The sequence below is a fragment of the Streptomyces sp. SID13726 genome, from assembly GCF_010548375.1.
Lineage (GTDB): Bacteria > Actinomycetota > Actinomycetes > Streptomycetales > Streptomycetaceae > Streptomyces.
Window position 1 is genome coordinate 66,792 of the sequence record NZ_JAAGLY010000012.1, and the last position, 24,327, is coordinate 91,118.

The window sequence follows — 24,327 nt, forward strand, 5'->3', positions numbered from 1 at the left end:
TGGCTCTTACGTCCCGTGGACCCCGGCCGCCTAAAGCCCCACGATCGCGTTCCACCGCTTCGCGTACCCCACCCGCTCCTTCGACGTGATGTCCCGGGCGATCACCAACCGCTTGCGCATCTCCGAGTCCGGGAAGATGAGCGGGTTCTCGGCGAGGGCGGCGGTGTCCTCGTCCTTGGAGGCGGCCAGGACGGACCGGGCGGCCGGGACCGGGCAGACGTAGTTGACCCAGGCGGCGAGTTCCGCGGCGACCTCGGGGGCGTAGTAGTAGTCGATCAGGCGCTCGGCGTTGGCCTTGTGGAGGGCGCGGTCGGGGATCATCAGGGAGTCCGACCAGAGCTCCGCGCCCTCCTCGGGGACGACGAAGCGGATGTCGGGGTTGTCGGCCTGGAGCTGGATGACGTCCCCGGAGTAGGCCTGGCAGGCCAGGACGTCGCCGGTGACGAGGTCCTTGGTGTAGTCGTTGCCGGTGAAGCGGCGGATCTGGCCGTTCCTCACGTACTTCTCGACCTGGTCGCAGACCTCGTCGAAGTCGGCCGCCGTCCACTTGGTGATGTCGACGCCGTTGCCCTGCATGAGCAGCGCGAACGCCTCGTCGAGACCGGAGAGCAGGGTGACCCGGCCCTTGAGGTCGCTCGCCCAGAGGTCCTTCACGTGCCGGATCTCGCGGCCCAGCTTCTTGTGGTTGTACGCGATCCCGGTGATCCCCGACTGCCAGGGCACGGTGTACTTGCGGCCCGGGTCGAAGGCGGGCGAACGCAGCAGCGGGTCCAGGTACTTCGTGACGTTCGGCTGGTTCGCCCGGTCCATCTCCTGGACCCAGCCCAGCCGCACGAACCGCGCGCACATCCAGTCGCTGATGACGATCAGATCGCGGCCGGTCTGCTGGTGGTTCATCAGCGCCGGACTGATCTTGCCGAAGAACTCGTCGTTGTCGTTGATCTCCTCGACGTAGTCGACGGAGATCCCGGTCTTCTTCTCGAAGGCGTCCAGGGTGGGTCGCTTCGTCGAGTCGTCGTCGTCCGTGTCGATGTAGAGCGGCCAGTTCGCCCAGGTCAGCCGCTTGTCCTCGGCGGACCGGTCGGTGACGGCCCGGTCCCCCGCATCCACGTACGCGGCGGGCACCCCGCACCCGGCGAGCCCACCCAGCACCGCCCCGCCGCCGAGTGCGCGCAGCAGGGTCCGACGGGAGAGCGGGGACGTCCGCGGTGTGAGTGGCATGGCCGCAGCATGCCGCCCCGCACCCCGGGCCGACAATCGACGCAGCGTCGAGCGGAGCGGGGTGGGGCGGACACCCTGTCGAGCGCGGCCGCACCCACCTGCCGGCGCGGGGCGCTGCACGACCGGCCCCCGCTCACCCGCGCGCAAAAGACCTACGCGTCCAACGAAGTCATCACATGCTTGATCCGCGTGTAGTCCTCGAACCCGTAGCCCGAGAGATCCTTGCCGTACCCCGACTTCTTGAACCCCCCGTGCGGCATCTCCGCGACCAGCGGAATGTGCGTGTTGATCCACACGCACCCGAAGTCCAGCTTCTTGGACATCCGCATGGCCCGCCCGTGGTCCTTGGTCCACACCGAGGATGCAAGCGCGTAGTCGACGCCGTTGGCCCAGGACACGGCCTGGTCCTCGTCGGAGAAGGACTGGACGGTGATGACCGGCCCGAACACCTCGTTCTGGATGATCTCGTCGTCCTGCTTCAGCCCGGAGACGACGGTCGGCGCGTAGAAGTACCCCTTCTCGCCCACCTGGTGACCGCCCGCCTCGACCTTGGCGTGCGCGGGCAGCCGCTCGATGAACCCGGAGACCTGCTTGAGCTGGTTCGGGTTGTTGAGCGGGCCGAACAGCACGTCCTCGTCGTCCGGCTGGCCCGTCTTGGTCTCGGCGGCGGCCTTCGCCAGCGCGGCCACGAACTCGTCGTGGATCGAGGACTGCACCAGCACGCGCGTGGCCGCCGTACAGTCCTGCCCGGCGTTGAAGAAGCCCGCCACGGAGATGTCCTCGACGGCCTTGGCGATGTCGGTGTCCTCGAAGACGACGACCGGCGCCTTGCCGCCCAGCTCCAGGTGGACCCGCTTGAGGTCCTTGGACGCCGACTCGGCGACCGACATGCCGGCCCGCACCGAACCGGTGATCGACGCCATCGCCGGGGTCGGGTGCTCGACCATCAGGCGGCCGGTGTCACGGTCGCCGCACACCACGTTGAAGACGCCCTTGGGCACGATCGAGCCGATGATCTCGGCGATCAGGACCGTGGAGGCGGGGGTGGTGTCCGAGGGCTTGAGCACCACGGTGTTGCCGGCCGCGAGCGCGGGGGCGAACTTCCACACGGCCATCATCATCGGGTAGTTCCAGGGCGCGACCTGCGCGCAGACCCCGACCGGCTCGCGGCGCACGATGGAGGTGAGGCCCTCCATGTACTCACCGGCCGAGCGGCCCTCCAGCATCCGCGCCGCACCGGCGAAGAAGCGGATCTGGTCGACCATCGGCGGGATCTCCTCGGACCGCGTGAGCCCGATCGGCTTGCCGGTGTTCTCCACCTCGGCCGCGATGAGCTCCTCGGCCCGCTCCTCGAACGCGTCGGCGATCTTCAGGAGGGCCTTCTGCCGCTCGGCCGGGGTCGAGTCCCGCCAGCCCGGGAAGGCCTCGGCGGCGGCGGCCATCGCCGCGTCGATGTCCTCCTGCCCGGACAGCGGCGCGGTCGCGTACGCCTCACCGGTCGCGGGGTTGACCACGTCCGTGGTCCGTCCGTCGGCGGCGTCCCGGAACTCACCGTCGATGTAGTTGCGCAGACGACGCAGCTCGGTGCTCACTGCCGGCCTCCTGAGGGTTGGAACTGTCCACTGGCTGAGACACCCACCCTAATCGTCAGCACCACGTTTTCAACACCCCCGATCGCGCCAAGGCTGCGAAATCCGCAGGTCCCAGTAGCGTAAACAACGGATTTCATCGCCCCGGCCTTGCGGAAGTGTCGAGACGTCGTGCACAGTGACGTCGTGGCCAGTCGAAGCGCAGACCCCAGGGACTCCCGTGAGTCCAGGAACGGCACCAGCCCCAATCTGGACGCCGTCTCCCTCGCCATCATCGAGCAGCTCCAGGAGGACGGCCGCCGTCCGTACGCCGCGATCGGCAAGGCCGTGGGCCTGTCCGAGGCGGCCGTGCGCCAGCGTGTCCAGAAGCTGCTCGACCAGGGCGTGATGCAGATCGTCGCCGTCACGGACCCGCTCACCGTGGGCTTCCGGCGTCAGGCGATGGTCGGCATCCACGTCGAGGGCGATGTCGAGTCCGTGGCCGACGCGCTGACCGCCATGCCCGAGTGCGAGTACGTGGTGATGACGGCCGGCTCCTTCGACCTGATGGTGGAGATCGTCTGCGAGGACGACGACCACCTCCTGGAGGTCATCAACCGCCGCATCCGGGCCATCCCCGGAGTGCGCTCCACCGAGAGCTTCGTTTACCTGAAGCTCAAGAAGCAGACCTACATGTGGGGAACCCGATAACCGTGAGGACCCGATAACCGTGAGCTCCAAGGACCTCAGCCAGACCGCGTACGACCACCTGTGGATGCACTTCACCCGCATGTCCTCGTACGAGAACTCCCCGGTCCCGACGATCGTCCGGGGCGAGGGCACCTACATCTACGACGACAAGGGCAAGCGCTACCTCGACGGTCTCGCGGGCCTGTTCGTGGTCCAGGCCGGCCACGGCCGTGTCGAGCTCGCCGAGGCCGCCTTCAAGCAGGCGCAGGAGCTGGCGTTCTTCCCGGTGTGGTCCTACGCCCACCCGAAGGCCGTCGAACTCGCGGAGCGCCTCGCGCACCACGCGCCCGGCGACCTCAACAAGGTCTTCTTCACCACCGGTGGCGGCGAGGCGGTCGAGACCGCCTGGAAGCTGGCGAAGCAGTACTTCAAGCTCACCGGCAAGCCCACCAAGTACAAGGTCATCTCCCGCGCGGTCGCCTACCACGGCACCCCGCAGGGCGCCCTGTCGATCACCGGCCTGCCGGCTCTGAAGGCCCCCTTCGAGCCCCTGGTCCCGGGCGCCCACAAGGTCCCGAACACCAACATCTACCGCGCCCCGATCCACGGCGACGACCCCGAGGCGTACGGCCGCTGGGCCGCCGACCAGATCGAGCAGCAGATCCTCTTCGAGGGCCCGGACACGGTCGCCGCGGTCTTCCTGGAGCCGGTCCAGAACGCGGGCGGCTGCTTCCCGCCCCCGCCCGGCTACTTCCAGCGCGTGCGCGAGATCTGCGACCAGTACGACGTCCTGCTCGTCTCCGACGAGGTCATCTGCGCCTTCGGCCGCCTCGGCACCATGTTCGCCTGCGACAAGTTCGACTACGTCCCGGACATGATCACCTGCGCCAAGGGCATGACCTCGGGCTACTCCCCGATCGGCGCCTGCATCGTCTCCGACCGCCTGGCCGAGCCGTTCTACAAGGGCGACAACACCTTCCTGCACGGCTACACCTTCGGCGGCCACCCCGTGTCGGCCGCGGTGGGCCTCGCCAACCTCGACCTGTTCGAGCGCGAGAACCTCAACCAGCACGTGCTCGACAACGAGTCCGCCTTCCGGAGCACCCTGGAGAAGCTGCACGACCTGCCGATCGTCGGCGACGTCCGCGGCAACGGCTACTTCTACGGCATCGAGCTCGTCAAGGACAAGGTGACGAAGGAGTCGTTCAACGACGAGGAGACCGAGCGCGTCCTGTACGGCTTCCTCTCCAAGGCGCTCTACGACAACGGCCTGTACTGCCGTGCCGACGACCGCGGCGACCCGGTCGTCCAGCTCGCCCCGCCGCTGATCTCGAACCAGGAGACCTTCGACGAGATCGAGCAGATCCTGCGCGCCACCCTGACCGAGGCCTGGACCAAGCTCTAGCCCCCGGCAGTTCAGCCGCTTATACGGCCCGGAGTGCGCCCGTCCGAGTGACAGGCACGCACCCCGGGCCGTGTGCTGTACGGCGTTCCGCCCCCGTCTCCTTAGCGTGCCTGGTAACCGATCGGCCCTGCTTTCGTTCCCCCGCACGGGGGATGGCAAGGCACAACGGACCAGAACGAGGTGTACGCCCATGGAGGCCCCGCCGGACAACGATGTGCTCTGGGCACGCTCCCTGCACTTCACCCACCGCGACGGCTCGCCGGCGCTCCAGGGCGTCTCCCTGGGCGTGCGCGAGGGCGAGATCCTCGCCGTCAGCGGCCCGCGCGGCAGCGGCAAGACCGCTCTGCTGCGCTGCCTTTCGGGGCTCGCACCGGCCCAGCGCGGTGAGGTCTGGTTCAACAGCGTGCCCGTGCACACCATGGGTCCGATGACCCGTGAGCGGCTGCGCCGGGACCGCTTCGGCTGGATCGACCCGGCCCCGGTGCTCGTCCCGGAGCTCAACGCCTGGGAGAACGCCGCGCTCCCCCTCATGCTGCGCGGCACCAGCCGCCGCCGGGCCAAGACGGCCGCGCTGGAGTGGCTGGAGCGCCTCGACATCGGCGACCGCACCCGCAGCCGCCCGCACGAACTGACCCGCTCCGAGCGCCAGCGCGTCTGCGTCGCCCGTGCCCTCGCCCCGGCCCCGTCGGTGCTGTTCGCCGACGAACCGACGGCTCCCCTGCACCGCGCGGACCGCGGCCATGTGCTGCGCACGCTCACCACCGCGGCCCGCTCGCACGGCATCACCGTGGTCCTGGCGACGCACGACCCCGACACCGCGGCCCTGGCGGACCGCACGGTCACCCTCCTGGACGGACGCCGGGTGCACACCGTCCACCTTCCCCCGATGGCCGACCCGGAAGGCCGCACCGCGTGCTCGCTCTCCGTCTGACCTGGGCCGCCCGTCCCGCCGTACAGCTGCGCCGCCTGCTGGTGGCCATGGCCTCGGCGGGCACGGGCTTCCTCCTCCTGTGCACCCTCGGCTACGCGATCAGCCACCCCGAGGACCCGTCCGGCGCGCTCCTGCGGCTGGCCTGGTGCCTGACCCCGTTGGCCGCGACGGTCTACTTCACCCTGGCGGTGGCACGCACCGACCCCGGCACCCGCCCCCGCCCGGGCCTCGCGGCGATCGGTCTGGGCCCGGCCCGGCTGATGGCCGTCTCGGCGGCGACGACGGCCCTGTCCTGCCTCCTCGGCTCGATGCTGGCGCTCCTCTTCTTCCTCCATCTGAGGGGCGACCTGACCGGTATGCCCTTCGACGGAGCGGCGGCGGACTTCCTCGCCGCGGACTCCCCGCTCCCCCTCCCGGCCGCCCTGACCCTCCTGGGCCTGGTCCCGGTGATCTCGTCGGTGACGGTGGCCCTGGTGCTGCGCCCCCGGGACGACAGGTCGGCGTCGGCGAAGCGGGAGGCACGGTCGTACGGCCGCTTCGGGGCGTACGGCAGGACGACGGCGAGGGAGCCCTTCGGGGCGTACGGCCGCTTCCGGGCACGCCGGACGACGGGCGAGCGCGCGGGCCCGGCCCCGGGCACCGACGAGGCCACCGCACCCCCCGCCGACGGGAACCCGGAGCCCGGCCAGGACACCGGTCTCCCGCCGGCACCCCGAGAAGCCCCCCGCGGTCTCCCCTGGGGCATCGCCGTCCTCGCCGCGGGCCTGGCGGTGGAGGCCTACGCCAACCGCGAGGGCACCGGCTCCGCCACCCCCCTCCCCGGCGGTCTCGCGGGCACCCCCTCCGTCCTGATCGGCTGGCTCCTGACCGCCGTGGGTCTGGCGGTGGCGGGTCCCGGCCTCACCCACCTCTGCGGCCGCCTCCTCCAGTCCGCCGCCCCGGGCGCGCTGCGCCTGCTCGCGGGGCGGGTCCTGATGACGGAGGCCGACCGGATCGGGCGCCCGCTCGGTGTCGTCTGCGCGGTGGCGTCCGGGGCGTACGCCATGACGACGCTCTACGACCCCACGGGCCCCGACGTCGGTCCGCTGACCACCCTCGGTCTGCTCCTGGTGACCTGCTGCACGCTCGCCACGCTGTTCACCGCCGCGGTGGAGGCCAGGCAGGCGAGGTCGGACACCACGGAGGCGCTGCTGCGCCTGGGCGCCCCGGCGGCCATGCTGCGCAGCGCGGCGGCGATCCGCGCCGGCGCCCTTCTCGCTCTCTTCGGCCCGCTCACCCTGGTCGTCGCCGAGCTGGCCGCCCTGCCCCTGACCCGCTGAGAAAAATCCGCGCGCACCGATGAGTTCCGCGCGGACCCCCGGTCTACCTCACCGAACAGCACGCATCCGACAGGGAGAGACCGCCATGACCGCGACCCAGTACCAGCAGATGATCTTCGTGAACCTGCCGGTGAACGACCTGGCCGCCTCGAAGAAGTTCTACACGGACCTCGGCTACACGCTCAACGAGCAGTTCAGCGACGACAACGCGGCCTCCGTCGTGATCAGCGAGACCATCGTCGCGATGCTGCTCACCAAGCCGTTCTACTCGACCTTCACCAAGAAGGAGATCGCGGACGCGACGAAGACCACCCAGGTGCTGCTCTGCCTGAGCGCCGAGAGCCGCGCCAAGGTGGACGAGCTGGTCGAGAAGGCGGTCGCCGCGGGCGGCACCGCCAACGACGACGTCCAGGACCAGGGCTTCATGTACGGCCGTTCCTTCGACGACCTCGACGGCCACGGCTGGGAGGTCGTGTGGATGGACCCGGCGGCCGTCCAGGGCTGAGCCACGGGCCCGCGGCACGGCGTGCAAGCATGGGCGGGTGCAGACGAGTCCCGCCCATGCGGCACACCACGACGACCGTGAGATCGAGACCGTCGAGGAGTTCGACGCGGTCGTCTCGGCCCGCGGCACCCTCACCGGCTTCCGCGTCCAGGCCGTCGATCTGACCGACCGGACAAGGGAGTTGCTCGCCACCGACACCGCGGGCGCCGTCTTCCTCGGCTGCCCCATGCGGGAGAACGCGGCGGCGAAGATCCGTACCGACGGCGCCCTGGTCTTCCCGCCCGTCCCGGGTCTCCCCTTCGACCCGTACCGCGGTCTCCTCTACTCCCCCGACGAGCTCTTCGACGGGCTGGAGAAGGGCTACGAACAGACCCCGGACGCCCTCGCGTACGCCTGGTTCCAGCGCACCAAGGCCGACCGCGACATATACGCCTCGACGCTGCGCGCCGTCCACGACGACGCCGTGTCCGACGCCCTCGACGAACTCCTGGGCGCCACCAGGGTCGTGGGGGTCATGGGCGGCCACGCGATGGCCCGCGGCACCGAGGCGTACGCCGGTGCGGCACGGCTCGGCCGTGAACTGACCCGTGCCGGGCTCACGGTGGCCACCGGCGGCGGCCCGGGCGCGATGGAGGCGGCCAACCTCGGCTCCTACGCGGCCCCCTTCGAGGACGCGATGCTCGACGAGGCGTGCGAACTCCTCGGCGGGGCACCGTCGTTCACGCCCTCGATCACCGACTGGGCGCGCGCCGCCTTCGAGGTCCGCGCCCGCTGGCCCCGCGGCGGCTGCTCGGTGGGCATCCCGACCTGGTTCTACGGCCACGAGCCGCCGAACGCCTTCGCCTCGCACATCGCCAAGTACTTCGCCAACGCCACCCGCGAGGACGGCCTGCTCGCCCGCTCCAGCGCCGGGGTGGTCTTCCTGCCGGGCGCCGCCGGGACCGTACAGGAGATCTTCGACAACGCGACGCCCAACTACTACGAGTCGCGCGGCGAACCGACACCGATGGTGCTCGTGGACCGCGCGCACTGGACGGAACGGCTGCCGACCTGGCCGCTGCTCCGGGCGCTCGCGCGGGAGCGGTCGATGGAGGCCCGAATCGCCCTGGTTGACCGGATCGAGGAGGCTCCGGAGGCGCTGAAACGTCTCACACCTTAATAAGAATGCAAAGCCAACGGTTGTAGGGCGCCTACACGTTGACACTTCTTATGCAGCGCTTATAGACCTGTGAGACTCCTGGGGATGGTGATGTCACATCACCACCCTCTCAGCCCCCCGCATTTGCGCATCCCGTGAAGGACGAACGTGGCATTCATGCCCATATCCCGCCGCACCTCCCGCGCCGCGCGCTTCCTCGGCGTCGCCGCCGCCTCGACCGCCATCGCGCTCGGCGCCTCCGGTAACGCGTTTGCCTGCAACATCAACGAGTTCTCCGCCGAAGCCAAGTGCGACGGCACCCAGGGCGTCATCACCGTCACCGACATCGACAAGTCCGGTGTCGAGGCGACCGTCTCCGTGTTCCTGGAGAGCAACGGCGCCGACGAGAAGAAGATCGGCGAGCAGACGGTCAAGGGCTCCGCCGACGGCACCACCATCACGTTCAACGAGGACTGGAAGCCCAACGCGGAGTACCGCATCCACGTCGTCGCCCTGCCCTACATCAAGGGCAAGGACATCACCCCGAACCTGACGACCCCGGCGACCGCCTGCAAGACCGAGGACACGCCGACCCCGACTCCCACCCCGACCCCGACCCCGTCGGACTCGGCCAGCACCCCGGCCGAGGACACCCCGACCCCGACGCCCTCCGAGAGCGACAGCACCGCTCCCGCGACCGTCGAGAGCAACGCCCCGTCGCCGGCCACCGGTGACTCCAACCTCGCCGAGACCGGCGCGAACTCCAACACCGGCCTGATCGCCGGTATCGCGGGCGCGCTGGTCGTCGTCGGCGGCGGCGCCGTGTTCTTCGGCATGCGCCGTCGTGGGGCGAGCAGCAACCGCTGACGCCACACCCGTACATGAGTCGTGGCCCGTCCCGGGTTCGGGGCGGGCCACGACCATGTCGGCGTTCAGCCCAGGACGACGATCTCGGCCGCGTCGAACTGCACCCCGACCGCGTCCCCGACCTCCGGCGCCTCCCGCAGCGCGCACGCCGCCTCCAACCGCGGCCCGTCGTCGGCGGGTTGCAGACGTACGGCGACATGGGTGCCCCTGAAGGTCCGCGCGGCGACCGTGCAGCGCAGCCCCTCGTCGGCCGCCACGAGCCGCACGCCCGCGGGCCGCACCAGCACGCTCCGGGCGCCCTGGGCGGCCCCTGAGGGCACCGGGACCTTGCCCCAGACGGTGTCCGCGGCCTCGCCCGTCACCGTCCCGTCGACGACGTTCTCGAAGCCGAGGAAGCGGGCCACGAACTCGTCCGCCGGACGCTGCCAGACCTCAAGGGGCGTACCGGACTGGGCGATCCGCCCGTCCCGCATCACCACGACCCGGTCGGCGAGCGCGAACGCCTCGCCCTGGTCGTGGGTGACCGCGAGCACGGTCGTGCCCAACCGCCCGAACAGCTCCCGCAGTTCGACGACCAGCCGCTCCCGCAGCGAGCGGTCCAGCTGCCCGAGCGGCTCGTCGAGCATCAGCAGCCGGGGCCGGGGAGCGAGCGCCCGGGCCAGTGCGACCCGCTGCTGCTCACCGCCGGAGAGCGCGCCGACGGCCCGGCGCCCGGCACCGGGAAGCCCGACCAGATCGAGCAACTCCGCGACCCGCTCGCCCTGTCGGGCCTTGGAGGCCCCGTGCATCCGCAGCCCGAACGCCACGTTGGCGCCCACGTCCCGCTGCGGGAACAGCTGATGGTCCTGGAACATCAGGCCGACGCCACGCCGGTGCGCGGGCACCCCCGCCTGGTCGAGCCCGTCGAGCGACACCCGCCCCTCGTCCAGCGGTTGGAGCCCGGCCACCGCCCGCAGCAGCGTCGACTTCCCGCTCCCGCTCGGCCCGAGCACACACACGATCTCGTGCTCGGCGACATCGAGCCCGACCGCGTCGAGCACGGCCCGCCCACCGAACCGTACGGTCGCGTCCTCAAGGCTCAGCAGCATCTAGAACTCCCCGGTCCGATCGGTCCGCAGCCGCTCAAGGACCAGCAGCGCCACCGCGCACACCACCATCAGGAACGTCGAAAGGGCCATCGCCTGGCCGTAGTTGAGATCACCGGCGCGGCCGAGTAGCCGGGCCACGGCGACCGGCAGCGTCGGGTTGTCGGGCCGTGCGATGAACACGGTCGCCCCGAACTCCCCGAGCGACACCGCGAAGGCGAACCCGGCCGCGATCAGCAGCGCCCGCCGCACCATCGGCAGGTCGACCTCGCGCCACACCCGCCAGGGCGAGGCCCCGAGCACGGCCGCCACCTCCCGCAGCCGGTGGTCCACGGCCCGCAGCACGGGCAGCATGGTCCGCACCACGAAGGGCACCCCGACCAGCGCCTGCGCGAGCGGCACCAGGATCCAGGACTGCCTGAGGTCCAGCGGCGGTTCGTCCAGCGAGATCAGGAACCCGAACCCGACGGTCACCGCGGACACCCCGAGCGGCAGCATCAGCAGCGCGTCGAAGCCCCGTACGAAACGCCCCGCGTCCCGTCGTGTGAGCGCGGCCGCCGCGAGTCCCCCGATCACCACCGCGATGGCGGTCGCGGCGAGGGCGTACTCCAGCGAGTTCCCGATCGCCTCGATCGGCGCGACCAGGAAGACCCCGCCGTCGCTGTGGGTCAGCGCCCGGTAGTAGCCGAAGTCGGGGGCGTCCAGGGACCGTTGGACCAGCACGGCGAGCGGCAGCAGCAGGAGTACGGCGACGCTGCCCACGACCCCGGCCAGCAGCCCCCACTCCCCCGCCCCGCGCGGCCGCCGGGCGGTGCCGGAGGCGTCCACGAGCCGGAGCGCGGTCTCCCGGCGCCGTACCGTCCACGCGTGCAGGGCGAGCACCGCGCCCACCGCGGCGAACTGGATCAGCGTCAGCACGGCGGCCGTGGAGAGGTCGAAGATCTCGGAGGTCTGCCGGTAGATCTCCACTTCGAGGGTGGAGAAGGTCGGCCCGCCGAGGATCTGGACCACGCCGAAGGAGGTGAAGGTGAAGAGGAAGACCATCAGCGCCGCGGCGGCCACGGCGGGCGCGAGCGCGGGGAGCGTGACCGAGCGCCAGGCCCTGAGCCGGGACGCCCCGAGCATCCGCGCGGCCTCCTCCTGGCGCGGGTCCAGCTGCGCCCACAGCCCGCCGACCGTCCGTACGACGACCGCGTAGTTGAAGAAGACGTGCGCGAGCAGGATCGCCCACACGGTGGTGTCGAGCCGTACGCCCCACAGCTCGTCCAGCAGTCCGCCCCGGCCGACGAGCGCCAGGAAGGCCGTACCGACGACGACCGTCGGCAGCACGAACGGCACGGTGACCACGGCCCGCAGGAGCTGCTTGCCGGGGAAGTCGAAGCGCGCGAAGACATACGCGCCGGGGAGCGCGACCAGCAGCGTGAGCGCGGTGGAGACGAGCGCCTGCCAGGTGGTGAACCACAGGACGTGCCGGATGTCGGCCTGCGTCAGGACGTCGACGATCCGGCCGAACCGCCAGCTCCCGTCCGTCTCGAGTCCGCGCCGGACGATCGCGGCGACGGGCCAGGCGAAGAAGACGCCGAAGAACGCGACGGGCCCGGCCAGGAGACCGAGCCGGGCCGCCGCGCCCCTGCGCGTCACTTGAGTACGAGCGAGGTCCATGACTTGACCCAGTCGTCACGGTGCTCGGCGATCTTCGCCGGGTCCATGGTCTCGGGATCCTTGGCCTGCGGGCCGTACTCGGTGAACTCGGCGGGCACCGAGGCGCCCTCGACGACCGGGTAGACGAACATGTTGAGCGGCATGTCCTGCTGGAACTCCTTGGTCAGCAGGAAGTCCAGCAGCGCCTTGCCGCCCTTGGTGTTCTTCGCGTTGCTCAGCAGCCCCGCGTACTCGATCTGCCGGAAGCAGGTGCCGTCGGCGACCCCGGTGGGGGCGGTCTTCGGCTTCGGGTCGGCGTAGATGACCTCGGCGGGCGGCGAGGAGGCGTACGACACGACGAGCGGCCGGTCCCCCTTGGCCTTCTTGCCGCCGGCCGACCCCGAGAACTCCTCGTTGTAGGCCTGCTCCCAGCCGTCGACGACCTTGACGCCGTTGGCCTTGAGCTTCGTCCAGTAGCCCTCCCACCCGTCGTCCCCGTACTGCGCGGCGGACCCGAGCAGGAAGCCGAGGCCCGGCGAGGAGGTGGAGGCGTTCTCGGTGACGAGGAGGTTCTTGTAGGCGGGCTTGATCAGATCGTCGTACGACGTCGGCGGCTGGAGCTTGTGCTCGGTGAAGTACGCCTTGTCGTAGTTGACGCAGATGTCGCCGGTGTCGATGGGCGTGACCTTGTCCCCGTCGACGCGGTACCCCGACGTGATCGTGTCGGCGCCCTTCGCCTCGTAGGACTGGAAGAGGCCGTTGTCGAGCGCCCTGGACAGCAGGGTGTTGTCGACGCCGAAGAAGACGTCTCCCTGCGGGTTGTCCTTGGTGAGGATGGCCTTGTTGACGGCCTGCCCGGCGTCGCCGTCCTCCAGGACCTTGACCTTGTAGCCGGACTTCTTCTCGAAGTCGGCGAGGACGTTCTTGGAGACGGCCCAGGAGTCGTGGCTGACGAGCGTGACGCTCTTGTCGGCGCTTCCGGAGCCCTCCGCACCGGAGGACGAGGATCCGCACGCGGACAGCGTGACGAGGCCGAGGCCCACGACGGCAGCAAGAAACTTCTTGTTGTTCACGGTGATGACCGAACTTCCTACCCAGAATGACCTGGGCGAGGTTCAGAGGGTCTGCGGCCCGGTCGCCGCACTCTCAGCGCTGTTGCGCTCCCCTGTCGGATATGAAGATGTACGTCCGTCAGACTACCGCTCGGTGGCCGCGAGCTGTCCGCAGGCCCCGTCGATCTCCTGACCACGGGTGTCCCGGACCGTCACCGGCACACCATGGGCGGCGATGGCCTCGACGAACGCCTTCTCGTCCTCGGGCCGGGAGGCGGTCCACTTGGACCCGGGAGTCGGGTTCAGCGGAATCAGGTTCACATGCACGGGCTTGCCCCTGAGCAGCCGCCCGAGCCGGTCCCCGCGCCAGGCCTGGTCGTTGATGTCCCGGATGAGCGCGTACTCGATGGAGAGCCGACGCCCGGACTTCTCGACGTACTCGAACCCGGCGTCGAGGACCTCGCGCACCTTCCACCGCGTGTTCACGGGGACGAGGGTGTCGCGCAGCTCGTCGTCGGGGGCGTGCAGCGAGATCGCGAGCCGGCACTTGAAGCCTTCGTCGGAGAACCGGTGGATGGCCGGCACGAGCCCGACGGTCGACACGGTGATGCCCCGCTGCGACAGCCCGAGCCCGTCGGGAGCGGGGTCGGTGAGCGCCCGAATGGACTGCGTCACCCGCTTGTAGTTGGCGAGGGGCTCGCCCATCCCCATGAAGACGATGTTGGAGAGCCGCGCGGGGCCCCCGGGCACTTCCCCGTCCCGCAGCGCCCGCATCCCGTCCACGATCTGGTGGACGATCTCGGCGGTGGACAGATTCCGGTCAAGACCGGCCTGCCCGGTCGCACAGAAGGGGCAGTTCATCCCGCACCCCGCCTGCGAACTGATGCACATGGTCACCCGGTCCGGATACCGCATGAGCACCGACTCGACGAGCGTCCCGTCGAACAGCCGCCACAGCGTCTTGCGCGTGGCCCCCTGGTCCGTCGACAGATGCCGTACGACGGTCATCAGCTCCGGAAGCAGCGCCTCCTGAAGCTTGCCGCGCGCCCCGGCCGGGATGTCGGTCCACTCCGCCGGGTCGTGCGCGAACCGCGCGAAGTAGTGCTGCGACAGCTGCTTGGCACGAAACGGCTTCTCCCCGATCCCGGCCACGACCTCCTTGCGCTCGGCAGGAGTGAGGTCGGCGAGATGCCGCGGCGGCTTCTTGGCTCCGCGGGGGGCGACGAAAGTGAGTTCTCCGGGTGCAGGCATAACCCTTCTAGTGTGGCAGATCATCACCGGGGGCCCGGGCCGGAGTGGGGTGGGGATGGTCACCTGGTGGTCGCCTGCGGGTGCGGACTGTCGGCGCCGGTCGGCTTCGGACGGTCCAGGGACGGCCCAGGACGGCCCGGAAGGCGTGCTCCAGGGGTGGGACATGCGCGGTGTCGTAGGTCATTCCGGGCCCGTGGTCAGAAGATCCACACACCGAAGGCGGCGACCGCCAGGCCGATCACCACGAAGATGCCGCCGGTCAGGGTGACCGGGAGGGTCTGGCCCCGGCGCCGCGCGAGCGCCAGGCCGCGCCAGGTGCTGATCGCCGCGTACAGACCGATGAGAGCGATCGCACAGCCGATGACAAGGGCGAGGACGCCGAAGAAACCGGACCAGGTGGAAGGGTGGTCCGGGTCAGGGGTGGAGACCGCCGCGAGGATCACTCGCTCTTCCACCACTGCCCTCTCCTAGAGCAGCGCGACACCGGCGTACCCGATCGCGAGCCCGACAGCGAGGATGAACGGTCCGATCACGAACGAACCCCACTTCCTCTCGCCGGGGCCGCGCAGCAGCGTCACCGTCGCGAAAGCGCCGGTGACCGTGATCGCGCCTCCGAACACCAGCAGGAGGAACCCGAGGAACATGGCCCAGGTGTAGGGATGGTCCGGGTTCGGGGTCCACACCGCGGCAAGCGTCACGTCGCTCAGAGCCCTCACTGGTCCTTGTCGCCCTTCGCCAGTTGTTGAAGATCTGCCTCGATGCCGGAGCCCGCGGCGTAGACGGTGGTGTTCAAGGTTGTGCCGACCGTGGTCGTGAAAGCGTCGTCGGCGAGCTTGCCCCGGTCACTGAGGTGCTCGCCGCCCAAGCTGCCGTGTTGCTCCAGAGCATGGTCGACGCCGTGGTTCTGGGCGTTCCCGAAGGCCCCCGTGGCCGCGTTCGTCAGCGCGTCCTGGGCGGACGTCGAACCACTCGCACCGCCCACGGTGTCGGCCGTGTAACCGCCCGCCACGTTGCCGACCGCACCGTTGAGGGTGGTGCCGAGGAGCCCCTCCCCTCGCAGAAGGTCGCCCGCCGTTCCCGTGAGACGGGCTCCGACGGCTCCGGCAACCCCGCTGAACGCGGCTGTGCCGGCCGCGGCCCGGCTGCCGTAGGTGAGGTCGTCCCCGACGGTCACCGGTTGCCCGTGGACCGACTGGTTCAACATCATGCTGCCCGAGTCGGCGACGAAGTTGGTGGCGAAGGTCTGCGTGAACTTGGCGGTGAAGCGCCCGAGCCCGGAGAGCAGCTTCGCCAGGTTCGCCGCCTTTTCCGCGCTCATCGCGTCGCAGCGCTCCAACAGCCCGGCCACCCGCTCCGCCGCCGACGTGAACAGCCCGACCAGGTCCACGACCTTCGCTACGCGCTCCGCCACCGCCGTGTTCGCGACGAGGTCGGAGATGAAGCCCGTGAAGAACGACAGCGCGACCCCGGCGATCTCCATCTCCGCGATCTCGACGCAGATGTCGATGATCTCCTTGTTGATCCCGTCGATCTCGTCCGCGTAGGACCGCAGGCCGTCGGCGACCTGATGGAAGTTGGCGGCGACGTCCTGGACGACCTTCCTCTGCTCGCCCCAGTGCTTCTCGAAAGCGTCCCGTGCGGCCCCGTGCCAACCCTGCTTGTCGACCCCGGCGATCGCGGAGTCCACGGCCCGTACAACATCCGTCAGTTCGGTGCCGGTGGCGTCCCAGGAACGGGCGACGGCCCGCAGGGTGTCGCCGTCGCCGCCGGGGAGTTCCACACCGGCGGCCTGGAGGATCTCCAGGACCTTGCCGTCGATCCACTCGTCGACGCTCACGGACGGCCGGCCGAGGCCGCGGCGTGCAGATGGCCGAGGGCGGTCCGGTCCGAGTCCGTGTAGTGGGTGACGTTCAGCCGCAGCCGCTCGCCGTCGCTCCTGAGCACCTCCGGGAGATGCCCGAGCGCCCTGACCGTGTTCTCCAGCAGCTGCCGGTACTTCTCCGACGCCCCGTCACAGATCCCCAGCAGCCCGAACGCCTGCCCGATCTCCGCCGCGCTTCCCGAGAACGCGCTGATGGGCCCGGCGAGCCCCGCCGCCTCCCGGTCGAACCGGCCCGCCAGATCCGTCAACGTGTCGGGGTCCACCCCGAACTGCCCGCTCATCCCGCTCCCCCGTTCGAAAACCGACGCGATGGTCAGCATCCCGGACAAGATCGCGCAGAAACGGCTCCTTTTACGTATGCGAAGCAGGGTCTGACCCACAATTTGCGTCGCTCTGGCCTGAGTCAAGCCCGTCTTTGCGCAACGCAAAAGGGCGACAGCCGTCGCTGTCGCCCCTCGCCCGCAGTCGTACGTCAGCCGCTGCCCACGAACAGCACCAGCAGCAGCCACACCACCGGAGCCGTAGGCAGGAGGGAGTCCAGCCGGTCCATGATGCCGCCGTGTCCCGGCAGCAGCGTGCCCATGTCCTTGATGCCGAGGTCGCGCTTGATCATCGACTCGCCGAGGTCACCCAGGGTGGCGCTGGCCGCGACCGCGAGGCCCAGGAGCAGGCCCTGCCACCACGTGCCGTCGTCGATCAGGAACTGCATGCACAGCGCGCCCGCGGCCATCGCGAAGGTGACCGCGCCGACCAGCCCCTCCCGGGTCTTGCCGGGGCTGATGCGCGGGGCCAGCTTGTGGGTGCCGAAGCGCCAGCCGACGGCGTAGGCCCCGGTGTCGCTGACCACCGTCAGGAGCAGGAAGGTGAGGACCCGGGCCGCCCCGTCGTCGGCCGTCAGCATCATGGCGACGAAGGTGGCCAGGAACGGGACGTAGAACGCGGCGAAGACGCCCGCCGTGACGTCCTTGAGGTAGCCCTCCGGCGGTTCCGTCATCCGCCAGACGAGGACGGCGAGCGCGGTGAGCGCCATGGCCACCCAGGCACCCTCGGCACCCCGGACGTACCCGGCGACGACCATCGCGGCCCCGCCGAGCGCCAGCGGCACCAGCGGCGCCTTGATGCCCTTGCGCTCCTGGAGCCTGCTGGTCAGCTCCCACAGACCGACGACGACGGCGACCGCTATCACGCCGACGAACACGGCCTTGACGAAGAACAGCGACGCGACGATCACCACGCCGAGCCCGACCCCGACCCCTATGGCCGCACCCAGATCCCGCCCCGCGCTCTTCTTCTGCGGCGCGGGAGCCGGCTGCGGGGCGTCGGGCATGGGCTCCGGATTCTGCGTCTGCGGCGCCGCCGGGTAGGGCTGCGCCGAGCTGGTCTGGTCGTGGAACGACGTCGTCCCTTCGCGGAACGTCTCGTCCCGGAACGTCTCGTCCCGGAACAAGGGACCGCTCAGCCGAGCGGCCCCCCGGTCGTCATCCTGGCCGTCGCCGAAGCGGGGTACGGCGGGTCCGTCGGGCACGATGGGCATGGGGCGAGTGTGCTGCGCGTCATGCGCATCGTACGCGGGACCCGCCGGGGCAGCCCCCTGGACAGGCCCCTGGTCGGACGGCCCCCAGTACCCGGCGTGTGGCGGAGTCGCCCAGGAAGAGTCGTTCATCAGACCTCGAGCAGCTCCGCTTCCTTGTGCTTCAGGAGCTCGTCCACCTGGGCGACGTACTTGTGCGTCGCGTCGTCGAGTTCCTTCTCCGCACGGCGGCCCTCGTCCTCGCCGACCTCGCCGTCCTTGACGAGCTTGTCGATCGAGTCCTTGGCCTTGCGGCGGACCGAGCGGATGGACACGCGCGAGTCCTCCGCCTTGCCCTTGGCGACCTTGATGTAGTCGCGGCGGCGCTCCTCGGTGAGCTCGGGGAACACCACCCGGATGATGTTTCCGTCGTTGCTCGGGTTGACGCCCAGGTCGGAGTCGCGGATGGCCTGCTCGATGTTGCGCAGGGCCGTCTTGTCGAACGGGGTCACGACCGCCATGCGCGGCTCCGGCACGGAGAACGAAGCCAGCTGGTTGATCGGCGTCGGCGCGCCGTAGTAGTCGGCCACGATCTTGTTGAACATCGCCGGGTGCGCACGGCCGGTGCGGATCGCGGCGAAGTCCTCCTTGGCGACCACGACGGCCTTCTCCATCTTCTCCTCGGCCTCGAGGAGGGTCTCTTCGATCACCACTTGCTCCTGCGTGTCTTGAGTAGGCCCGGCTGCTGTTCCGTATGCGTGGGGGCGGCGGCCGGCTGCGTCGCGTCTTCTTCCTGCACGGTTCCCGACCGGCAGGACATTGTCCATCCCCCGGTCAGGGACCGGGTCCATCTCGGGTCAGTCCCGGCTGCCCTGGTCACCCACCAGCGTGCCGATCTTCTCACCCTTGACGGCGCGGGCGATATTGCCCTCCGCCAGGAGCTCGAAGACCAGGATCGGGAGCTTGTTGTCGCGGCACAGTGTGACGGCGGTGGCGTCGGCGACCTTGAGGTCGCGGGTGATGACCTCGCCGTAGCCGAGGGCGTCGAACTTGACCGCGTCGGGGTTGGTCTTCGGGTCAGAGTCGTAGACCCCGTCCACGCCGTTCTTGCCCATCAGCAGCGCCTCGGCGTCGATCTCCAGGGCGCGCTGGGCGGCGGTGGTGTCGGTGGAGAAGTACGGCATGCCCATACCGGCGCCGAAGATGACCACGCGGCCCTTCTCCAGATGGCGCACGGCACGCAGCGGGATGTAGGGCTCGGCGACCTGGCCCATGGTGATCGCGGTCTGCACGCGCGAGTCGATGCCCTCCTTCTCCAGGAAGTCCTGGAGGGCGAGGCAGTTCATCACGGTGCCGAGCATGCCCATGTAGTCCGAGCGGGCCCGGTCCATGCCGCGCTGCTGGAGTTCGGCGCCGCGGAAGAAGTTGCCGCCACCGATGACGACGGCGATCTCGGCACCGTCCCGGACGACGGCGGCGATCTCACGGGCGATCTTGTGCACCACGTCGGGGTCCACGCCCAGGCCCCCGCCACCGGCGAACGCCTCTCCGGACAGCTTCAGCAGAAACCGGCCGCGTACTTTGCCGTCGTCGCTCTTCTGGGCCTTGGTGGTCATGGAGATCCCGCCTCTTTCACGTGTTGCACATACGAAGAAGGCCACTGCCGGTTGGGAACTGGTTCGCATCCCATGCGCGGCAATGGCCTCCTCGTCAGATCTGCTGTCGTCCGCCACGCGCGTGCGTGGCGGCGTACCGGACGACTGCTGACGACCCTATCGGGCCCGCGCGTCGCTCGCGGTACGGACTCAGATGCCGACCTTGATGCGCGTGAAGCGCTTCAGGGTGACACCGGCCTCGTCCAGAACCTTCTGGACCGACTTCTTGTTGTCCAGCGCGTACGGCTGACCGAGCAGCGTGGCGTCCTTGAAGAAGCCGTTGAGGCGACCCTCGACGATCTTCGGCAGGGCGGCCTCGGGCTTGCCCTCGGCGCGGGTGGTCTCCTCGGCGACGCGGCGCTCGGACTCGACGACCTCGGCCGGCACGTCCTCCTTGGAGAGGTACTTCGGCGCGAAGGCGGCGATGTGCTGCGCGACACCGCGGGCGACCTCGGCGTTCGGCTTGTCCAGCTCGACGAGGACACCGATCTGCGGGGGCAGGTCGGGCATCGTGCGGTGCATGTACGCGGTCACGAAGCCGTCGGCGAACTGCGCGAAGCGGTCCAGGACGATCTTCTCGCCGAGGTTGGCGTTGGCCTCGTCCACGAACGCCTGGACGGTCTTGCCGGCCTCGATCTCGGAGGCGAGCAGCGTCTCCAGGTCGGCCGGGGAGGTCGCGGCGACGTGCTCGGCGATCTGGTGGGCGACGGCCTGGAACTTCTCGCCCTTGGCGACGAAGTCCGTCTCGCACTTCAGCTCGACCAGGACGCCGGAGGAGTTGTCGTCGGCGATGATCGAGACCACGGCGCCGTTCTCGGCGGAGCGGCCCTCGCGCTTGGCGACGCCCTTCTGGCCCTTGATCCGGAGCGCCTCGACAGCCTTCTCGACGTCGCCCTCGGCCTCGTCCAGCGCCTTCTTGCAGTCCATCATGCCGGCGCCCGTGAGCTCACGGAGCTTCTTGACGTCGGCGGCGGTGTAGTTCGCCATGAGTCTGTGAATCTTTCTCGAAGTCTGGAAGATCGAAGATCTACGGGGTCTACGGCCCCCATCTAGCCCGGGGCCGCCGACTCTCCGCTGACCTACGGGTGAACGGCGGGAGCGGAGTTGATGCCTCCGCTCCCGCCGTCACCCCTGACGCTGACGGGTCAGGCCTGCTCGGCGTCCGCGGCCGGAGCGGCCTCGGCGGGAGCCTCGGCGGCCGGAGCCTCGGCCGCGGGGGCCTCCTCGGCGGCCGGGGCCTCGGCGGCGGGAGCCTCGACGGCCTCCGCGGCGGGAGCCTCAGCAGCCGGGGTCTCCTCGGCCTTCTTCTCGCCCCCCTCGAGCAGGTCGCGCTCCCACTCGGCGAGCGGCTCGCCGGCGGCCTTCTCGCCCTTGTCACCGGTGGCGACGCGCGAGCGGCTGATGAGGCCCTCGGCGACGGCGTCGGCGATCACACGAGTGAGCAGGGTGACGGAGCGGATCGCGTCGTCGTTGCCCGGGATCTTGTAGTCGACCTCGTCGGGGTCGCAGTTGGTGTCGAGGATCGCGACGACCGGGATGTTGAGCTTCCGGGCCTCGCCGACCGCGATGTGCTCCTTCTTGGTGTCCACGATCCAGACGGCGCTGGGCACCTTCTGCATCTCGCGGATACCACCGAGGGTCTTCTCCAGCTTGGCCTTCTCGCGCGAGAGCACGAGAAGCTCCTTCTTGGTCAGACCCGAGGCGGCGACGTCCTCGAAGTCGATCTGCTCGAGCTCCTTGAGGCGCTGCAGACGCTTGTAGACGGTCGAGAAGTTGGTGAGCATGCCGCCCAGCCAGCGCTGGTTGACGTAGGGCATGCCGACGCGGGTGGCCTGCTCGGCGATGGCCTCCTGCGCCTGCTTCTTCGTGCCGACGAACATGACCGTGCCGCCGTGGGCGACGGTCTCCTTGACGAACTCGTAGGCGCGGTCGATGTACGACAGCGACTGGAGCAGGTCGATGATGTAGATGCCGTTGCGCTCGGTGAAGATGAAGCGCTTCATCTTCGGGTTCCAGCGACGGGTCTGGTGACCGAAGTGGACGCCGCTCTCCAGCAGCTCCCGCATCGTGACGACGGCCATGGCCGTTCTCCTTGGTTTTCTCGGTTGTACCGCGGGTACCGGTGGGCACTCGCGCCTGACGCCCGCGACGCGCCTTGCCACAAAGGACCGAGAGGCGCTGACACCGACCGCTTGGCGGCCTGATGTCGGGGCGTGCGAAGTCGACCCGGTGACCCGGATCGCCAGAAGAAGTGTACGGGACCCGCGGGGTACCGGGTGACGCCGCTGTCCACAACCGGCCGGTACTCCACAGGCCCCGGCCACGACCGCCCCTGCTGAGGGACGGTTCTCGCATGCGAGTGATGCGATGCGGTACGTGGCTGGCGCTGGGGTTGCTCTGTGCGCTCCCCGTGTTCGCGCCCGAGCGCCCCCTGGTCCCCCTCACCCCGACGGCCACGGACACGTCGGTACCGGCCCTGGGCCGCACCTGGCCCGTGGGCGCCCGCCCGGCGGTCCTGCGCGGCTGGGAACCCCCGGCGACGGTGTACGCCCGCGGCCACCGGGGCGTGGACCTGGCGGCACCCGCCGGAACCCCGGTACGGGCGGTGGCGGCGGGACGGGTCTCCTTCGCGGGCCGGGTGGCGGGCAAGGGAGTGGTCTCCGTGGAACTCACCGGCACAGACCTTCGAACGACCTACGAACCGGTGACGGCGTCGGTGGAGAAGGGCGACGAGGTGGGGGCGGGTGAGGTGGTCGGAACGGTGGACCCGACGGGCTCCCACTGCTCGACGACGTGCGTCCACTGGGGCCTGCTGAGAGGCGAGACCTACCTGGACCCGCTGTCGCTGCTACCGCCGTGGCTTCTGCACAGGGGCCCGTCGAGACTGCTGCCCGTACTGGGCGTCCCCCTGCCCCAGCCGCCGTCGGCCACTGCCGTAGCTGCGGGCACTCGTGCCGCAGGGCGGCACGGGTGGGCGCAGCGGCACCCGGCAAGCGCCGGCGAGTGAAACCCACCCCGCCCGGCCCCGACACGCCTCAGCCCCGCACACCCCGCAGCGCCATGGAAACCGCAGCCTCGGTGATCACGCCGGGCTCCTCCGCGGCCCCCAGCTCGATCCGCCGCACAGCCGCGTCCACGACCCCCTGCACCAGCATCGCCGCCAGCCGGGGCTGCTCGTGCCCCATCTCCCCGAGCGCCGAGACGATCATCGCGACGAGCCCGCCGTGCGCCGCCCGGATCTTCTCCCGGGCCCCCGCGTCCAGCTCACTCGCGGAGATGGCGACCACGGCCCGATGCCGCCGGTCCCCGACCAGCGCCAGCTGCTGCCGCACATACGCCTCGACCTTGCCCTCGGCCGTGGACGCCCGCTCCATCGCGGCCGAGACGTCCGCTGCCCACACCGGGAAGTCGACCTCGCACAGCTCCTCGACCACGGCGGCCCGGGACTTGAAGTACTCGTACACGGACGACCGCGCGAGCCCCGTCCGCTCGGCGAGAGCGGGGAAGGTCAGCGCCTCCGTCCCGCCCTCGGACAGCAACGACCGAGCCGCGTCCAGCAGGGCGGCTCGCTGCATCGACCGGTGCTCGGCCACGGAGGCCGCTCGAATCCTTGGCACGTCAACCACTGTACGGACGCACCACTCGCAGCGGGAGTCACTCCACCCGACCAGCCCCCACCAGCCGGTCATCCGGCCAGGTCAGCGGCCGAAACTGGCCAGCTTCGCACGCAGCTGGAGCACGGACTTGGTGTGGATCTGACTGACCCTGCTCTCGGTCACCCCGAGCACGTTCCCGATCTCGGCGAGCGTGAGGCCCTCGTAGTAGTACAGGGTCACGACGGTCTTCTCCCGCTCGGGCAGCGTGTTGATGGCCCGCGCCAGGAACCGCCTGAGCTCCCGGTCCTCGGCGACCTCCACGGGGTTGTCCGCGGCGGTGTCCTCCAGCGTGTCCATGAGGCTGAGCCGGTCGCCGCCCTCGCCCCCGACATGCAGCAGCTCCTCCAGCGCCACCACGTTGGCCAGCGACAACTGGCTGAAGACCGCGTGCAGATCGTCCACCGCGATGCCCAGCTCGCCGGCGACCTCGCCCTCCGTCGGCGTCCGCCGCAGCCGCGCCTCCAGCGTCGCGTACGCCCGCTCGACGTTGCGCGCCTTCTGCCGCACGGACCGCGGGATCCAGTCCAGCGCCCGCAACTCGTCGATCATCGCGCCGCGGATCCGGGTGATCGCGTACGTCTCGAACTTGATCTCCCGGTCGATGTCGAACTTCTCGATCGCGTCGATCAGCCCGAAGACCCCCGAGGAGACGAAGTCCGCCTGCTCGACGTTGGGCGGCAGCCCCACGCTCACCCGCCCGGCGACGTACTTCACGAGCGGTGAGTAGTGCAGGATCAGCTGCTCGCGCAGCCGCTCGTCTCCCGTCGCCTTGTACGACCGCCACAGCTCGTCGAGCGTCGAGGGAGCGGGCGGCCGCACGCAGCCACCGTCACGGGCGGCTGGGGGGATCGCCGCCCGGTCGGACCCGGAGGTGTGCTGGGGCATTCGTCGCCTTGTGCCGTTCTGCCGTGAAGTACGCGTTGTGTGTGAAGTGCGTCGGAATCCCCGTGA

At 70.1% G+C, this 24,327-nt stretch carries 25 protein-coding genes and 1 riboswitch; of the genes, 8 read left to right on the top strand and 17 right to left on the bottom strand.

The genetic code is table 11. From position 1 onward, the window contains the following. Window positions 1-30: 30 nt before the first annotated feature. Entirely contained in the window at window positions 31-1,221 is a 1,191-nt protein-coding gene (locus G3I78_RS28445) for a spermidine/putrescine ABC transporter substrate-binding protein (RefSeq protein WP_164429613.1), read from the bottom strand. A 152-nt stretch (window positions 1,222-1,373) separates the two neighbouring features. After that, window positions 1,374-2,813 (bottom strand): gamma-aminobutyraldehyde dehydrogenase, encoded by a 1,440-nt coding sequence (locus tag G3I78_RS28450; RefSeq protein WP_164429614.1) that lies wholly within the window; start codon window positions 2,811-2,813, stop codon window positions 1,374-1,376. 168 nt (window positions 2,814-2,981) lie between these two features. On the opposite strand from G3I78_RS28450, the gene G3I78_RS28455 reads away from it, so the two are divergent. From G3I78_RS28455 to G3I78_RS28485, 7 genes are all read left to right on the top strand, one after another. Continuing rightward, window positions 2,982-3,500, top strand: coding sequence for an Lrp/AsnC family transcriptional regulator (locus tag G3I78_RS28455; protein ID WP_164429615.1), 519 nt, complete (start codon window positions 2,982-2,984; stop codon window positions 3,498-3,500). 19 nt (window positions 3,501-3,519) lie between these two features. Further along, window positions 3,520-4,884 carry an aspartate aminotransferase family protein gene (locus G3I78_RS28460; protein ID WP_164429616.1) on the top strand — a complete coding sequence of 455 codons (1,365 nt, stop codon included), beginning with the start codon at window positions 3,520-3,522 and terminating at the stop codon, window positions 4,882-4,884. 190 nt (window positions 4,885-5,074) lie between these two features. After that, complete coding sequence (locus tag G3I78_RS28465; protein WP_164429617.1) at window positions 5,075-5,815, top strand: ATP-binding cassette domain-containing protein; 741 nt, start codon at window positions 5,075-5,077, stop codon at window positions 5,813-5,815. Continuing rightward, the gene (locus G3I78_RS28470; RefSeq protein ID WP_164429618.1) at window positions 5,797-7,134 is read left to right on the top strand and encodes a hypothetical protein; all 1,338 of its coding nucleotides are present in this window, start codon (window positions 5,797-5,799) and stop codon (window positions 7,132-7,134) included. Before G3I78_RS28465 ends, G3I78_RS28470 begins: the two co-directional genes overlap by 19 nt. An 85-nt stretch (window positions 7,135-7,219) precedes the next feature. Next, entirely contained in the window at window positions 7,220-7,639 is a 420-nt protein-coding gene (locus G3I78_RS28475; RefSeq protein WP_164429619.1) for a VOC family protein, read from the top strand. Window positions 7,640-7,676: 37 nt separating this feature from the next. Continuing rightward, window positions 7,677-8,798, top strand: coding sequence for an LOG family protein (locus G3I78_RS28480; RefSeq protein WP_164429620.1), 1,122 nt, complete (start codon window positions 7,677-7,679; stop codon window positions 8,796-8,798). Between the two features lie 156 nt (window positions 8,799-8,954). Next, window positions 8,955-9,644, top strand: a complete 690-nt coding sequence (locus G3I78_RS28485; RefSeq protein ID WP_203615641.1) for an LAETG motif-containing sortase-dependent surface protein — start codon at window positions 8,955-8,957, stop codon at window positions 9,642-9,644. A gap of 65 nt (window positions 9,645-9,709) precedes the next feature. Here the strand turns inward: G3I78_RS28485 and G3I78_RS28490 are convergent, their stop codons facing one another. From G3I78_RS28490 to rpsB, 13 genes are all read right to left on the bottom strand, one after another. Then, entirely contained in the window at window positions 9,710-10,732 is a 1,023-nt protein-coding gene (locus G3I78_RS28490; protein ID WP_164429623.1) for an ABC transporter ATP-binding protein, read from the bottom strand. Next, window positions 10,733-12,391 (bottom strand): iron ABC transporter permease, encoded by a 1,659-nt coding sequence (locus G3I78_RS28495; protein ID WP_203615642.1) that lies wholly within the window; start codon window positions 12,389-12,391, stop codon window positions 10,733-10,735. Beyond that, window positions 12,367-13,443: a thiamine ABC transporter substrate-binding protein gene (locus tag G3I78_RS28500; protein WP_164429625.1), complete on the bottom strand. Its 1,077-nt coding sequence runs from the start codon at window positions 13,441-13,443 to the stop codon at window positions 12,367-12,369. Before G3I78_RS28500 ends, G3I78_RS28495 begins: the two co-directional genes overlap by 25 nt. Continuing rightward, a riboswitch (TPP riboswitch) is annotated at window positions 13,440-13,547 on the bottom strand. It overlaps the preceding gene by 4 nt. A 19-nt stretch (window positions 13,548-13,566) precedes the next feature. Further along, a complete protein-coding gene (gene rlmN, locus G3I78_RS28505) occupies window positions 13,567-14,673 on the bottom strand; it encodes a 23S rRNA (adenine(2503)-C(2))-methyltransferase RlmN (protein WP_164429627.1) in 1,107 nt (368 codons plus the stop codon). 197 nt (window positions 14,674-14,870) lie between these two features. After that, a complete protein-coding gene (locus tag G3I78_RS28510; RefSeq protein ID WP_164429629.1) occupies window positions 14,871-15,131 on the bottom strand; it encodes a hypothetical protein in 261 nt (86 codons plus the stop codon). A 9-nt stretch (window positions 15,132-15,140) separates the two neighbouring features. Beyond that, window positions 15,141-15,389, bottom strand: a complete 249-nt coding sequence (locus tag G3I78_RS28515) for a hypothetical protein (protein WP_164429631.1) — start codon at window positions 15,387-15,389, stop codon at window positions 15,141-15,143. After that, window positions 15,386-16,510, bottom strand: a complete 1,125-nt coding sequence (locus G3I78_RS28520) for a WXG100 family type VII secretion target (RefSeq protein ID WP_164429633.1) — start codon at window positions 16,508-16,510, stop codon at window positions 15,386-15,388. Before G3I78_RS28520 ends, G3I78_RS28515 begins: the two co-directional genes overlap by 4 nt. Further along, on the bottom strand, window positions 16,507-16,836 hold the full coding sequence (locus G3I78_RS28525) for an ESX-1 secretion-associated protein (protein WP_239158098.1): 330 nt from the start codon (window positions 16,834-16,836) through the stop codon (window positions 16,507-16,509). Before G3I78_RS28525 ends, G3I78_RS28520 begins: the two co-directional genes overlap by 4 nt. A 191-nt stretch (window positions 16,837-17,027) precedes the next feature. Then, window positions 17,028-18,218, bottom strand: coding sequence for a phosphatidate cytidylyltransferase (locus tag G3I78_RS28530; protein ID WP_164429637.1), 1,191 nt, complete (start codon window positions 18,216-18,218; stop codon window positions 17,028-17,030). After that, window positions 18,218-18,775: a ribosome recycling factor gene (gene frr / locus G3I78_RS28535; RefSeq protein WP_164429639.1), complete on the bottom strand. Its 558-nt coding sequence runs from the start codon at window positions 18,773-18,775 to the stop codon at window positions 18,218-18,220. The genes G3I78_RS28530 and frr overlap by 1 nt, the downstream gene beginning before the upstream one ends. Window positions 18,776-18,922: 147 nt before the next feature. Beyond that, window positions 18,923-19,681 carry a UMP kinase gene (pyrH, locus tag G3I78_RS28540; RefSeq protein ID WP_030315804.1) on the bottom strand — a complete coding sequence of 253 codons (759 nt, stop codon included), beginning with the start codon at window positions 19,679-19,681 and terminating at the stop codon, window positions 18,923-18,925. Window positions 19,682-19,870: 189 nt separating this feature from the next. Further along, window positions 19,871-20,707 (bottom strand): translation elongation factor Ts, encoded by an 837-nt coding sequence (gene tsf, locus G3I78_RS28545; protein ID WP_164429641.1) that lies wholly within the window; start codon window positions 20,705-20,707, stop codon window positions 19,871-19,873. A gap of 158 nt (window positions 20,708-20,865) precedes the next feature. Then, window positions 20,866-21,801, bottom strand: a complete 936-nt coding sequence (rpsB, locus tag G3I78_RS28550) for a 30S ribosomal protein S2 (protein ID WP_164429643.1) — start codon at window positions 21,799-21,801, stop codon at window positions 20,866-20,868. A gap of 281 nt (window positions 21,802-22,082) precedes the next feature. Here rpsB and G3I78_RS28555 point away from each other — a divergent pair, with 281 nt between their 5' ends. Next, window positions 22,083-22,727 (top strand): M23 family metallopeptidase, encoded by a 645-nt coding sequence (locus G3I78_RS28555; RefSeq protein ID WP_239158109.1) that lies wholly within the window; start codon window positions 22,083-22,085, stop codon window positions 22,725-22,727. A 28-nt stretch (window positions 22,728-22,755) separates the two neighbouring features. Here the strand turns inward: G3I78_RS28555 and G3I78_RS28560 are convergent, their stop codons facing one another. Further along, on the bottom strand, window positions 22,756-23,313 hold the full coding sequence (locus G3I78_RS28560) for a TetR/AcrR family transcriptional regulator (RefSeq protein WP_164429897.1): 558 nt from the start codon (window positions 23,311-23,313) through the stop codon (window positions 22,756-22,758). Window positions 23,314-23,418: 105 nt separating this feature from the next. Further along, on the bottom strand, window positions 23,419-24,261 hold the full coding sequence (gene whiG, locus G3I78_RS28565; RefSeq protein WP_164429645.1) for an RNA polymerase sigma factor WhiG: 843 nt from the start codon (window positions 24,259-24,261) through the stop codon (window positions 23,419-23,421). Window positions 24,262-24,327: the final 66 nt, after the last annotated feature.